The sequence below is a fragment of the Halosimplex yunnanense genome (genome assembly GCF_054504345.1).
On the sequence record NZ_JBTJEL010000037.1, the window covers coordinates 79999 to 93448 of the forward strand.

Below are 13450 nucleotides of genomic sequence, written 5' to 3' on the forward strand. Positions count from 1 at the left end.
TATGTAACCGTGATAGATGTCGGTCGTGAAACAGCTCCGTATCACTGCAGCGGTCGACGGCGAGCGCGCGCCGGCGTTCTATACGATGCTGGCTAGCGCGCCCGGCGTCGCGGAGACGCAGGTGCTGGAGTGGAACACGACGCCCGCCGAGGCGGAGACGGTGCTATTCGCCGTCCGCGGCGACGCCGAGCCGTTCGCCGCCGCTGCACCCGAAACCGATGCGGTCGAGTCCGTCACGCTCTCGGCGGTGAACGGACGCTGGACGTACGCGCTCGCGGCGGTCCGACCGCACGAGACGCCGCTCTTCGAGGCCGTCAGGCGGGCGCGGACGCGGACTGGACTCGTCGTCCGCAAACCGATCGTCTACCGCGACGGCGACATGCGCTTCCGGGTCGTGGGCGACGCGGACGTCGTCCAGACGGCGCTCGATCGGGCGCCCGACGCGATGGACGTACGGGTCGAGGCGGTCGGGACGTTCCGCGGCGCGCTCGACCACCCGGCGTCCCGGCTGAGCGACCGCCAGCGTGCCGCGTTGGCCGCCGCGCACGAACTGGGTTACTACGAGACGCCCCGGGACGCGACCCACGAGGACGTGGCCGCCGAACTGGACTGCGCGCCGTCGACGGCCAGTCGACACCTCCAGCGCGCGGAGGCGAAACTCGTCGACGCCGCGATGGACGAGTTCGGGTCCGGTGTCTGAGTCCGGAGCGGGCCGCTACTCCGTGTCCCACACGTCGGCGATGGGGTTGGGACTTCGAGCGCCGGTCGGCGTGCTGGGCGGCCACCCGGTCTCAGACCGACGTGAACGTCCAGCGCTGGTGGGCGCCGTCGCTCCAGGACTGCTGTTCGACGTTCGCGCCGTCGGACGTGGAGGCGCCGGCGACCCCGACGGCCATCCCGCTGTGGACGGGCTGGATGCGGTACTCGCCGTTGCCCTGGTCGATCAGTTCGAACCGCTGGTGGTCGCCGCCGCTGTCGGTCCACTGCTGGACGTTGTCACCGGCGCTGGTTCCGGCGTTGGCGACTTCCAGGACCTTGCCGCTGTGGACCGCTTCGAACGTGTAGGACCCGTCGCCGTTCTGTGAGACGTTCCACTGCTGGTTCTGCGCGCCCCCGTAGGGCCACTGGATCACGTCCCCGCCGTCGCTGGTGTCACCGCCCGAGACGTCCATCGCGTGCCCGCTGTTGACGTTGGTGACCTGGTAGGTGCCGTCGGCGAGGCCGCCGGACGTGCCGCCGTCGCTCCCGTCGCCTCCGTCGCCGCCGCTGCCGTTGACGGTCTCGTCGAGCCACGTCTTGATGTAGCCGCCGGCCTGTTCGTCGCCGTCCTTGAGCGTCCAGGGCTCGTCGGCGCCGGCGTTCGGCGAACTGAAAAAGGTCGGCGCCCAGGAGTCGTCGAAACACCAGGCCGCCCAGCCCATGTTCTCGTAGCCTTCAACCCAGTTCCGGAAGGGCTCGCCCCACCCGGAGGTGGTCCCCTGGTCGACGTCGGCGTTGCCCTCGGGGTCCCAGCCGAACTCGGTGATGAAGATCGGGACTTCGCTGGCGGGCGCGCCGTAGGTGCCGTCGAAGTCCGACGGCTGGCCGTTCGACGGGTAGATGTGGCCCGAGTAGATGAGGTCGTTCCCGCTGAAGGGGTCGTCGGGCGCCGCGTCGGGCACGGAGGTCCACCGCGGCGAGCCGATGACGATCGGCGTCTCCGGCGCGAGTTCGCGGACCCGGTCGACCCACGGCTGGGCGACGCCCTTCCAGGTGCTCCAGGCCTGCTGGTCGTCGTCCCAGTAGGCCGGCTCGGTCGGCTCGTTGTACAGCTCGAAGAGGACGTGCGAGTCGTCGGCGAACTCCGGCGCGGCGGCGTTCCAGAAGTTCCGCACCACCTCGTCGGGATACTTGTCGTAGCTCGTACTCGACTCGTCGGTCGCCTGCTCCGTGTACGGTCGCACCAGATGGAGGTCGACCAGCGCGTAGATCCCGCGGTCGGCGCAGAGGTCGACTATCGGCCGGACGTAGTTCTGGAGGTAGCTGTCGACCCCGTAGTGGGAGATCGAGTCCTGTGTGCAGGGGATCCGCAGCAGGTTCGGGTGCCAGCCTCTCTCGGCGTCGGTCGCCCACTGGGCCACCTCCATCGACGACTTCGGGTGCGACCGCTCGTAGAACCCGGGATCCGCCATCGCGATGCCCCGGAGCTTGACGTCGTTGCCGTCGGCGTCCCGAATCCACTTGCCCTCCGTGTGGAGTCGAGACGGCGCCGCCGCGGCCGTCCCGCTGAGTCCGCCGAGTGCCAATCCTCCGACGCCGATCCCCGCTGCCCGGAGCACGGATCGCCGCGACACCGCTCGTTGCCCATCACCGCACGTCCCTTGCATGGTGTTATCTGTCATGCGGAAACTGATTCCGGACAATACTATAAATAAATAATGTTGATTGTATAGTATGCAGGAGAAATACAGAACGGGAGACTATTCATCCCGCAACGACGGTGAGCAACGCGGAACTCCGTTGTACACACGAATAGGGAGTCGCTCCGGTGCTCCGGGGAGAGACCGAGAGAAGCGCGCACGCGGTCGAAGGGGGCATACGGAAGCGCGCAGCCTCGTCCGATCCCGCCGGCCAGTGTGCGTCTCGGAGCGCGTCCGTTCAGGCCGCCTCGGCGCTGCTCGCCCGGGCGAGGAGCCGCACTGCGAGTGCACCGACGAGCAGGTTCAGACCGACCAGCACGGCGATCGCGGGAACGAGCGTGTCGGCCAGGCCGCCGAACTGGTCCACCGAGAGCACCGTCAGCACGTCGCGGTCGAGGACCAGCGCCCGGACCGCGTCGACGCCGTAGGTGACGGGATTGAACGTCGCGACGAACTCGACGTCAGAGGAGAGGGGGACGAACGCCGGCGAGAGGAACAGCAGCGGAAACATGAACAGCAGGGAGGCGGCGTTGACCACCTCGTCGTCCCGCGCCAGCAACCCGACGACGTTCGAGACGGCCATGAACAACAGGCCGACCAGCGCGCACACCGCGAGGATACCGACCAGTCCGACGACGCCGGTCTCGATCCGCGCGCCCATCGCGTACGCGAGCCCGACGACTGCGAGCAACTGGAGGACGATGCGCGCCAGTTCGGAGGCCGCCTTGCCCGCGAACACCGCCGTCCACGACATCGGCGTGACGACGGTCTTCTCGAACATGCCGCTCTCAAGATCGCCGACCAGCCCCATCCCGGACGTGAACGCCGAGCCCATCGTCGCCTGCAGGAGGACCGCGGGCAGGAGGTAGGTGACGTAGTCCACGTCGGCGAAGCCGGCGCGTTCGAGCGCGACCGCCCCCACGTCGCCGAAGACCGCAGAGAACAGCACGAGCGAGAAGGTCGCGACGACGATTTCCAGCACGAACGCGGTCGGGTTGTGAATCGCCTTCCGCGTCCAGCGCTCTGCGTTGACCCGCACGTCCCCGAGGAACGTATTGCCGGTCTCTACCCTCGTCGCCGCGGCGTCGGGCGAGCTCATCGGTCGCTCTCCGACGGTTCGGCTGAACGGGACCGGTGATCGGCCGGCTCCCCGCCGTCGGCCGCCGCCCGCTCCCCGGTCGCGTCGAGTCCCGCGACCGACTCGTCTGCGATGGCCAGGAAGACATCGTCGAGCGTCGGCTCCTCGACCGCGAAGCCGCTGACGGTCACCCCGGCGTCGCGGAGCGCGAGGAGGAGGTCGGGGCCCAGATCGCCGGCGTCCCGCGTGGTGACCCGGACGCCGTCGTCGGTCGTCTCGACGGTCGCACCGGATTCGAGCACGGGCGTCTCCCGGAGAGTCGCGGCGGCCGTGTCGACTGCGCCCGATCCGCCGTCGACCGCGAGTTCGAGGACTTCCCCGCCGACGCGGCGCTTGAGAGCGTCGGGCGACCCCTCCTCGACGATGCGGCCGTCGCGGATGACGGCCAGCCGATCGCAGAGCCGGTCGGCCTCTTCGAGGTACTGCGTGGTGAGAAACACCGTCGTCCCGCGGTCGTTTATCTCCCGGAAGTACTCCCACAGGCGGTTGCGCGCCTTGGGGTCCAGCCCGGTCGTCGGTTCGTCGAGGAAGACGAGTTCGGGGTCGTGGACCAGCGCGGTCGCCGCGTCGAGGCGTTTCTGCATCCCGCCGGAGAAGGTGTCCGCCGGCGCGTCGGCCACGTCGGCCAGGTCGACGAGGTCGAGCAGCTCGTCGATGCGTTCGGTCCGGTCGCCCCGCGGGACGCCGTAGGCGTCGCAGGCGAACGCGAGGTTCTCCCGGGCGCTCAGTTCCGGGTCGACGCTGGTCTCCTGGGCCATGTAGCCGACGGAGGCCCTGACCGCGGTCCGCTCGGCGGTCACGTCGTGCCCGTTGATCCGGACGCTCCCGTCCGTCGGCGCGAGCAGCGTCGCGAGTACCTTGATCGTCGTCGTCTTCCCCGCGCCGTTCGGGCCGAGGAACCCGAAAAACTCCCCGCTCGGGATCGAGAGGGTAACGTCCTCGACCGCCTGCGTCCCGTCGGCGTAGGTGAGTTCGAGGCCATCGACCGCGACCGAGGGAGGGCGACCCGTCTCGGCCGTCTCCGGCGGTCGGTGCTCCGTCGCATGCGACTGTCGCTGTGACATCTACTCGTGGGGAGTCGCGGCGACCCGGAGGGCGTTCCGGGCGGGATAGAACCGGGTTTTATTACCCGTCGCCGTACCTGTCGGGCCGTGAAACACGTTCGCCTCACGGCCCGCCTCGACCACGAGCGAGCGCCGGCGCTGTTCGACCGGCTGGCGAACGCCGACGGCATCGACCGGGCGCGCGTCCTCGACTGGAACCTGACGACCGAGGACGCGATGATCCTGTTCGAGATCGACGGCGACCCGTCCCCCCTCGCCGACGGCACGGCCGAGTTCACGGGCGTCGACCGCGTCGAGGTGGCGGACGGCCCCGCCGGGCGGTCCAGCGAGGACGACACGCAGGTACTCGTCCACGTCCAGCGGTCGGCGGTCCCTATCTTCAGCTGTCTCGCCAGCGCGCTCGAATCCGGTGGCCTCGTCGTCCGCACGCCGGTCGTCTTCCGCGACGGGGAGATCCACGCTCGCATCGTCGGCGACCCCGCGCCGCTCCAGCGGGCGTTCGAACGGCAGGGGGACGACATCAGCGTCCGGATCGACGGGATCACGTCGACGCCCGCCGACGCGGAGCAGCCGACGCAATCGCTGAGCGACCGCCAGCGCGAGGCCCTCGACGTCGCCCACGAACTCGGCTACTACGACCAGCCCAGACGGGCGACCCACGAGGACGTCGCGGCGGCGCTCGGCTGTGCCGCCCAGACCGCCGGCGACCACCTCCGGAAGGCGGAGGCGAAACTCGTCGACGCCGCGCTCGACGACGCCGGACAGTTGGAGTAGCCCGTGGGAGCGCTGGGCGGCAATCCCTACTCGGTGTCCCACACGTCCGCGATGGGGTTGGAACTGGACTTCGAACGGCGCGAGCGTCGGCGACCCCCGCGAGAGCGGCCGTCGCCGTCGTCGTCGTCCGATCCGGACCCCGACGCCGAGGCCCCGGCGGACCCGCCCGCCGAGTCGTCGCTGGAACCGGCCGGTCCCGACGACCGCGAGCGACTGGTCCCGCTCGCAGTGCTCGATCCGGTCGCGGCCGTGGTGTCGACAGGTGGCAGGTCGGGTTCGCTCATGCGGTCGACCTGCTCGGCGAACCAGTCTGGCATGTCGACGCGGGCGCGATCGAAGAGGTCGAGCAGCGACGAGTCGGCGAGGTAGGTCGCCCCGTGGTCGTCGGGAGCTCGCACCACGCGCCCGCAGGCCTGGATCACGGTCCGCAGGGCGGTCCGGTAGTACCAGCCCCACTGGTCGTCCTCCAGTCGCGCCGCGACGCGGGAGTCGCGGGTGTTCGGGTACGGCGCCTTGCAGAGCAGTTGCCAGCGACAGAGGTCGCCCTCCAGATCGAGGGCCTCCTCCATCTTCACCGAGAGGAAGACGTCGGGGTCGTCGACGCGCTTCCACGTCGACAGTTGCGCGTCCCGGTCGGCCGCGTCGTGCGAGCGGACGCGCGAGTCGACGCCGTACTCCCGGAGGTGTTCCAGCAGTTGCTCCTGGATGGCGTAGGAGTGGCAGTGGACCAGCCCCTTCTCCGATGGGTGGGCCTGCATGATCCGCACGAGCGTCTCGGCGACCTTTGGGATGGTCCGGTCGCGGGCCTCGTAGGTCATCTTCCCCTGCGTCACGTCGTACAGCGGCCGGTTCTCGACGGGGAAGGTGTGGGGAACCTCCACGAGGGCGACGCGGTCGGGCGAGAGGCCGACGTTGGCGCAGAAGGCGTCCTTGTTGAGGATGGTCGCCGACAGCAGCGCGAAGTTCTGGGCGCGGTCCCAGACGGTGTGTTTGAGGTACTTCTCGGGCGCCATCGGCTTGATCGTCACTCGCGTCCCCGCGCCGTCGGACTGGTCGACGACCCACGTCGTCCCGCTCTCCTCGTCGCGGTAGTCCTCGGCGAACCACGACAGGTCCGACTGGAGTTTGACCAGCGCGTCGCGCTCGGCGGCCTCCTCGGGGGCGAGTTCCGCCTGCTGGCGCACTTCGGTGAGCCGGCGGCCGGCCATCGTGTGGAGAGTGTCGGCGTAGCTGACGGCGTCGTCGAGCCCGTCGATCGCGGGCGGCTCGCAGGCGTCCCAGATGGGCACGGTGTCGGGACCGAGGTCGATCGTCGCGTACATCTCCGCCCAGTTGCCCAGTCCGTGGGCTTCGTCGATCACGAGCACGTCGCGGGTGCCGAAGACGTCCGAGCCCGCGGTCTGCATGAAGTACGCGAGCGTCATCGCGGCGATGCGGTTGTTCGCGGCGATGGCGCGGTCGGAGAAGTACGGGCAGCGATGCTGGACCTGGCAGTCGAACATCCGCTCGCGGGCGCAGGGCGCCTGGTCGACGGGCGTGTCCGTCTCGCCGGGGAGGATGCAGTCGTAGTTGTTCTTCCCGCGGATGACCTTCAGGTCGGCGAGCAGGTCGTCGCCGGCCACGTCGTCCAGCTGGGAGACCTGCGGGGTCGTGTAGTAGGCGTCGATGGGTTCGCCGGCCTCGCTCTCGCCGGCGGTGCGGGCGCAGCCGGCGATGGCGCGGGCGAGCAGGGACTTGCCGCTGCCGGTCGGCGCGCGCACGAGGACGACGTCGTTGTCGCCCTCGAAGGCGTCGCGGATGTCGGCAAGGGCCTGCTCCTGAGCGCCGCGGTAGGAAGGCGCCGGGAACCCGTCGAATATCCGACCCGGTTGCACGGGAGACCAAACCGGTGCCGGGAGCGTAAAACTGCCGGAAGGCTCGACCGATCCCGCCCCCTGTCACACAGCAAGTATTTACCAGCGGCGCGGAAATCCTGGGTCGATGACATCCCCGCGACGCAGCTTCCTGAAGCGGACGAGCGCAGCCCTCCTCGCCGGCTCGGTTGCCGGCTGTCTCGCCGACGGCGACGGAACCCCCACGGACTCAGCAGGCGGGGCCGGCGGCGACACCGACACCGCGACCGATACGTCGACCCCGACGGCCACGCCGACCGAGACGCCGACGGCTACCGCGACGGAGACCGCTACCGACGCCCAGACGGCCACCCCCGACGGCACGCTCGGCAACGCCGACTACGCGGCGTGGTTGCCGGCGCCGACCGCGCTCGACCGCGACCACTACCCGTTCGTCTCGGTCGCGACCGGCGCGCTCGTCGACCTGAAGGACAGCCTCGGCGACGGCGCGGTCGCCGAGTTCGAGCGGGACGCGGGCGTCCCCGGCGTCGACTCGTACGCCGACGCAAGCGCCGTGCACGCGATCGCCAACCGGGCGACGGTGGTCGAGACCGACGTGGCCGTCGAGGACGCGGCCGCCGGCTTCGAAGCGCGCGGCTTCTCCGAGGCAGGGACTCGCCGCGAGTTCACGCTCTACGTCGGGGAATCCGGCGCGGCGGCCGTCCGCGAGGACGCCCTCGTCTCGGCCGCTGGATCCGAGGACTCCGACGCCGCGCGGTCGACGGTCGAGGCGGTCGTCGACGCGGAGGCGGGCGAAGCGACCCGGTACGCCGAGGCAGTGTCGGCCTGCGAGCGCCTGACCGACGCGCTCGGGACTGGCCACCTGATCCGCGGGCGGACCCACGAACCGGGTGAGACCTTCGACGGCGCGGTCGGCGGCGGCGTGGTCTACCGCGTCGGGACCGAGGAGACGCGCGTCGAAACGCCCGTGATCTTCCGCGACGGGCAGACCAGCAAGGGGCCGGTCCTCGAGTGGGCGAGCGACGCGGACGTCTTCTACGGACGGAAACCCGGGACGACGGTCGACGGGCGCGTCGTGACCGCGACGGCGACCGTCTCGAACTCGGATATCGATCAGTTCCACTCGCAGCTCCCCGGCGAGGCGAACCGGGCGGTCGAGCGGACCCCGACGGCGATGTTCGGGTTCGATTACGAGGAGACCGGCGACGGCGTGGGGACCCTCGAAATCCGCCACGAGGGAGGCGACGCGATCCCGCGGAGCGAACTCTACGTCCGCGGGAGCGGGTTCGCCGACGTCGAGGACGTCGACCAGACCAGCGCCGGCCAGTGGCAGGGGTCCGCCAGCGGCGACGACGAATCGGTCGCCGCCGGGGACCGCGTCACCGTCGGGGCAGCCAGCGATTACGAGATCAGCGTCGTCTGGGAGAGCGCAGACGGCGACACGGCGTCGACGATCATGGAAGGCCAGGGACCGGACGCGTAGCCTCACGGGCGGAGAACGGCGGTCTGCAGACGCGACGCCGACGGGTCAACTCCGCAACTACTTTGATGGCACTCGGAATACACGGAGTTCATGCCGGAGACGCGTCGGAACGCACTGAAACGTGGGGGAGCAGCTGTCGCCGTCCTCTCGTCGCTCGGAGGGTGTCTGGGCGTCGGGGGCGGGGGAGAGACCGATGGATCGAACGGGGGAGATGACGGGAGCGACGGGTCCGGTGAGAGCGGCGGCGACACGCCGACGCCGAGCCCGACGCCGGAGGGCACGCCGACGGCGACGCCGGTGGGAACTCGGCCGGAGACGCCGACCGCCGAACTGACGAAGTGGATGCCGTCGCCGAGCGTCATCGACCAGTCGGGCTACGCCTTCATGTCCATGGCGCCGCAGGCGCTGACCGAGTTCGGTGACGCGCTCGGATCGGGCGCGCTGACCACGTTCGAGCAGTCCTACCCGATCGCCGCGATCGACACGGTCGGCGACGCGACCGCCTTCCACCGCTTCGCTCGCTCGGCGTCGGTCATCGAGGCCGACTTCGACCGCACGCCCGTCGAGGAAGACCTGCGCTCGCTCGGGTTCTCGACCGGCCCGGCGCGCCACGGGTTCCGCATCTTCACTGCCGACGACACCCGAGCGGCCGCCGTCCGGGACAACATGCTCGTCACGGTCGGCAGTTTCTCCAGCAGGGACACCAGCGACAAGAAACCCGTCGTCGAGGCCATCGTCGACGCCCGCACGGGCAACGGCGAACGCTACGTCGACGCGGTCACCGACTGCGACCGCCTCGTCGACACGCTCGGAAACGCCCACGTCGTCCAGGGACGGACGCACGAGGCGGGCGAGACGTTCGAAGGGGCCGTCGGCGAGGGGATGGGTTACCACGTCGGGAGCGAGCAGACCCGCGTTCACGCCGGCGTCGTCTTCACCGAGAATGCGAATCGGGATGCCGTCGCCGACTGGGCCGGCGACTCGGAGGCGTTCCTCGGCGGGTCGCCGACGGTCAGGACCGACGGCCGCGTCGTGACGGCGACCGCGCTGGTCGCGTCGGGCGACGTGACCGAGTTCCCCGGGGAGTTCCCGGGGCCCGCCATCGAGTCCGAGTCGCGGGCGCCGCCGGCCGTCTCCTTCGCCTTCGACTACGAGTCGACGGGCGACGGCGTCGGAACCGTGACGATCACCCACGAGGGTGGTGATACGGTGGACAGCGACGCCCTGTTCGTCCGCGGGAGCGGGTTCGCCGACGTCGAGGGTGCCGACCAGACGAGCGCGGGCCCGTGGCAGGGAGCAGCCAGCAGCGACGACGGCGGCGTCAGAGCGGGCGATTCGGTCGCGGTCGGTGCGCAGAGTGGCTACGAGATCAGCATGGTCTGGGAGTCGCCGGCGAACGACACGTCGGCCGTGCTCGCCGAACACCACGGCCCCGACGCCTAGAGGTCTGGAGATCGGTCCGCTCGCTAGCAATACTTGGAACCGCTACTGCGGAATAGAGATGAACGCCCTCGGCGCGCTCGCGGTCGCTGCGGCGGGATATCCGCGCTCGCGGTCGCTGCGGCGGGATATCCGCGCTCTCGGCACCGCCCGCGCGGATAGTGCCCGCGCAGACGACTACAATAAACGCGAGCGCGCCTCGCCCGTTCAGTCCACCAGGAACGGCAACTGCACCACCCCGCACGGCACCGCAGCCAGCCACACCCTCCCCAGCCGATTGCGTTACTCGTCGCTCCGCTCCTGCGTTACTCATCCCTCGCACGGTGCCGTCGCGCGACGAGACGCGCGACAGCGCGCGCCACTGAATCGTCACCTCAGGGCATGAACTGGCGGTTCCTTGGTCATCCGGCGTAAGGTCCGAGAATACCAGAACGCCTTTTTCAGGACTCGTTCCGGAGCGGCCGCTATAGATCGGCGACGTCCTCGGCGGTCGGCTCGTAGTCGTCGGGGAGCCGTTCCATGCAGTCGTAACAGAGGAAATGTTCGGAGCCGTCGGCGAGTTCGAGGGTCATGCCGTCGGTCGTCGACTTCTCGAGCGTCCAGATGTCGGCGATGCCGCCGGCGATGCTCACCTCGTCGCCGCAGCCGTCGCATTGCCGGGTCGTCATACCCGGCGTAGGTCGGGGGCGCTCAAAAACGTCGCGGCCCCGCTCGTCCGAGAGGCAGCGGTCCGAACCGTCCGCGCGGTCGTGATTTCGATCCGGACTGTTCGCCGTGGTTACAATCCACGCACTTATCATCCCCCAGTGGTAATCGATTCTAATCATCTCGGAGCCTGTCAAATGCACACACCACCAGCCGTCCTGTACGTCGGGGAAAACGCCAGCTCAGTCGCGGATGCGTGGGAGGGGTCGGGGGAGGGGCTCACCGTCGAGGGGAGGACGCCACCGGTCGACGCCGACGCTGCGCTGGCCGACGGCCGGTTCGACGCCGTCGTCTGCGACAGCGACGGCTCCTTCGACGGTCCCGCGGTCGTCGAGGCCGTTCGCGAGTTCTCGTCGTCGCTGCCGGTCATCGTCCTCGCCGGCGGGGAGTCATTCCCGCTGGCGACGGCCACCGAACTCGGCGTCGAGACGTACCTGCAGGTCGACGCCGACACCGACCGCGTCGCGACGCTGGACCGGCTCCGCCCGGTGATCGAGCGCCGCCGGGAAGAGCGCCGCGAGTCGACGATGCTCGACTCGCTGCTGGAGAACGTCCCGCTGTCCATCTACATCAAGGACCGACAGAGCCGCCACGTCCGCCTCAGCGACGGGGCGCTGGGGCTGAACGGGCCGCCGTACCTGGAGAGTCCGGACGGCAAGCGCCACCACACGCCCGAGGACATCGTCGGCAAGACCGACTTCGACCTCTACCCGCCGACGCTCTCGGAGGGGGCGGTCGCCGACGACCGCCACGTCGTCGAGACCGGCGAGTCGATCGAAGACCGGATCGAGCAGGCCTACGGCGACGACCTGGAGGAGACCTACGTGACCACTTCCAAGGCGCCCTGGCGGGACGAGCACGGGAACGTCCTCGGTATCGTCGGCGTGACTCGCGACGTGACCGACCGCAAGAAGTACGAGAAACAGCTCGAACGCCAGAACGAGCGCCTCGAGCGGTTCGCCAGCGTCATCTCCCACGACCTGCGCAACCCGCTGGAAGTCGCGCTCGGCCGCCTCGAATTCGCCCGCGAGGACGGCGACGAGGAGCACTTCGACGCCGTCGAGCGGTCACTGTACCGCATCGACGACCTCATCGAGGACGTCCTGACGCTCGCCCGCGAGGGAGAGACCGTCAGCGACCCGGAGCCGGTCGACCTCGCGTCCGTCGCGGAGAACGCCTGGCGAGTGGTCGAAACCACCGACGCCGCGCTCGACGTACAGACCGACGCGACGCTACTGGCCGACGGCGGACGCCTCCAGCAGTTGCTGGAGAACGTCTTCAGGAACTCGGTCGAGCACGCCGGTCCCGAGGTGTCGGTCACCATCGGCGACCTCGACGTCAGGCAGGGCTTCTACGTCGCCGACGACGGCCCCGGTATCGCCGAGAGCAACCGCGAGAGCGTCTTCGACTCAGGCTACTCCACGAGCGACGAGGGGACGGGCCTCGGCCTGAGCATCGTCCGGACTATCGCCGAGGCCCACGGCTGGGAGGTCGACGTGACCGAGAGCGACAGCGGCGGCGCGCGCTTCGAGTTCGGCGAGATCCCCGACGACACCTCGCCCCCGGTAGAGGGCTGACCGGAGTCGGGTTTTTCCGCTTCGGCTGCCAACGGCGGAGGTATGGAGGTGCACTGCGAGGGATGCGCCGGCTGCTGTCTCGACTGGCGAGCGCTCGCGCCCGAGGACTTCGACCACGGGTACGAGCGCCGCGGCCGCTACCGGCCGCTCGACGACATCGACAACCTCGTCCCGCTGTCGTGCGACGAGGTGCGCGCGTTCCTCGCCGACGGCCACGCCGGCGCGATGGTCGCGCGGCTGTTCCGCATCGAGGACGGCCCGAGCGTCACCGTCGGCGGCGTCGACGTCGCCGCCGTCCGCGGTCGGCCCGCCTTCCTCGTCGGGCTCGAGAAGGTGCCTAAACCGGTCGCGCCCTTCGATTCGGACCCGCAGTGGCTCCCGTCCTGCGTCTTCCTCGACCCGGAGACCCTTCAGTGTCGCATCCACGGCACTGATAGCTATCCCGAGACCTGCTCGACCTACCCCGGCGACAACCTCGCGCTCGACGCCGAGACCGAGTGCGAACGCGTCGAGCGAGCCCACGGTGACGACCGGCTCCTCGACGATGAGCCGCCCGCTGACTCGGACCCCGCTATCGGTCCCGGTGCCGTCGGGTCACGGGTGTTCGTCCACCCCGAACCGGACCGTGTCGAGGACGCCGTCGAGCGACTCGCCGACGGCGAAGCGACGCGAGCCGACCACGCCGAGTTCGTGGCGGTCGCCGCCGCGTCGAGCCCCGGGACGCTCGCCGTCAACGACGACCGCTACGAGCAAGCCCGGGAGCGCGCGCTCGACGCCGATTCGTGGGTCGACGGCGCGCTCGCGGAGTGGACCGAACGCGCGGCCGCCGACGAGTCTCCTGACCCGACGGTGGCCACAACAGTCGAGGACGAGCGCGGCGCACCCGGGACGCCCGGCTGGGAGGCGTGACGGTCGGAGTTCGATTCGCACCGTTCTGGGGGCGACCGAATAGATCCACGCTGCCGGACTGAGTAGAACCGCCGCTGGGCGGTCGCAGTCGACGCAGGAAGTAGGGCT

Annotated in this window: 11 protein-coding genes; 6 read left to right on the top strand and 5 right to left on the bottom strand. The window is 69.9% G+C overall.

Translation table 11 applies throughout. From position 1 onward, the window contains the following. Positions 1 to 16 precede the first annotated feature (16 nt). The gene (locus tag AB2U09_RS19235) at positions 17 to 700 is read left to right on the top strand and encodes a helix-turn-helix domain-containing protein (protein WP_459194363.1); all 684 of its coding nucleotides are present in this window, start codon (positions 17 to 19) and stop codon (positions 698 to 700) included. A 91-nt stretch (positions 701 to 791) separates the two neighbouring features. Here the strand turns inward: AB2U09_RS19235 and AB2U09_RS19240 are convergent, their stop codons facing one another. The 3 genes from AB2U09_RS19240 to AB2U09_RS19250 all read right to left on the bottom strand — a co-directional run bounded on the left by AB2U09_RS19240 (position 792) and on the right by AB2U09_RS19250 (position 4601). Further along, positions 792 to 2381 carry an RICIN domain-containing protein gene (locus AB2U09_RS19240; RefSeq protein WP_459194364.1) on the bottom strand — a complete coding sequence of 530 codons (1590 nt, stop codon included), beginning with the start codon at positions 2379 to 2381 and terminating at the stop codon, positions 792 to 794. Between the two features lie 256 nt (positions 2382 to 2637). After that, positions 2638 to 3498 carry an ABC transporter permease gene (locus AB2U09_RS19245; protein WP_459194365.1) on the bottom strand — a complete coding sequence of 287 codons (861 nt, stop codon included), beginning with the start codon at positions 3496 to 3498 and terminating at the stop codon, positions 2638 to 2640. Continuing rightward, on the bottom strand, positions 3495 to 4601 hold the full coding sequence (locus AB2U09_RS19250; protein ID WP_459194366.1) for an ABC transporter ATP-binding protein: 1107 nt from the start codon (positions 4599 to 4601) through the stop codon (positions 3495 to 3497). The genes AB2U09_RS19245 and AB2U09_RS19250 overlap by 4 nt, the downstream gene beginning before the upstream one ends. An 87-nt stretch (positions 4602 to 4688) precedes the next feature. Here AB2U09_RS19250 and AB2U09_RS19255 point away from each other — a divergent pair, with 87 nt between their 5' ends. Next, positions 4689 to 5375: a helix-turn-helix domain-containing protein gene (locus AB2U09_RS19255; RefSeq protein ID WP_459194367.1), complete on the top strand. Its 687-nt coding sequence runs from the start codon at positions 4689 to 4691 to the stop codon at positions 5373 to 5375. A gap of 26 nt (positions 5376 to 5401) precedes the next feature. Here the strand turns inward: AB2U09_RS19255 and AB2U09_RS19260 are convergent, their stop codons facing one another. Beyond that, on the bottom strand, positions 5402 to 7249 hold the full coding sequence (locus AB2U09_RS19260; RefSeq protein WP_459194368.1) for a helicase C-terminal domain-containing protein: 1848 nt from the start codon (positions 7247 to 7249) through the stop codon (positions 5402 to 5404). Between the two features lie 106 nt (positions 7250 to 7355). Between AB2U09_RS19260 and AB2U09_RS19265 the strand changes: the two genes are divergently transcribed. Both AB2U09_RS19265 and AB2U09_RS19270 read left to right on the top strand, forming a co-directional pair. Next, the gene (locus AB2U09_RS19265) at positions 7356 to 8711 is read left to right on the top strand and encodes a hypothetical protein (protein ID WP_459194369.1); all 1356 of its coding nucleotides are present in this window, start codon (positions 7356 to 7358) and stop codon (positions 8709 to 8711) included. 90 nt (positions 8712 to 8801) lie between these two features. Next, the gene (locus AB2U09_RS19270) at positions 8802 to 10154 is read left to right on the top strand and encodes a hypothetical protein (RefSeq protein WP_459194370.1); all 1353 of its coding nucleotides are present in this window, start codon (positions 8802 to 8804) and stop codon (positions 10152 to 10154) included. A gap of 461 nt (positions 10155 to 10615) precedes the next feature. Here AB2U09_RS19270 and AB2U09_RS19275 read toward each other — a convergent pair whose 3' ends face one another. Then, on the bottom strand, positions 10616 to 10819 hold the full coding sequence (locus tag AB2U09_RS19275; protein ID WP_459194371.1) for a DUF7561 family protein: 204 nt from the start codon (positions 10817 to 10819) through the stop codon (positions 10616 to 10618). 174 nt (positions 10820 to 10993) lie between these two features. On the opposite strand from AB2U09_RS19275, the gene AB2U09_RS19280 reads away from it, so the two are divergent. Together AB2U09_RS19280 and AB2U09_RS19285 are read left to right on the top strand one after the other, a co-directional pair. Continuing rightward, complete coding sequence (locus AB2U09_RS19280; protein WP_459194372.1) at positions 10994 to 12433, top strand: ATP-binding protein; 1440 nt, start codon at positions 10994 to 10996, stop codon at positions 12431 to 12433. Positions 12434 to 12475: 42 nt separating this feature from the next. After that, positions 12476 to 13342 (top strand): YkgJ family cysteine cluster protein, encoded by an 867-nt coding sequence (locus AB2U09_RS19285; RefSeq protein WP_459194373.1) that lies wholly within the window; start codon positions 12476 to 12478, stop codon positions 13340 to 13342. The last annotated feature ends 108 nt before the right edge of the window (positions 13343 to 13450 follow it).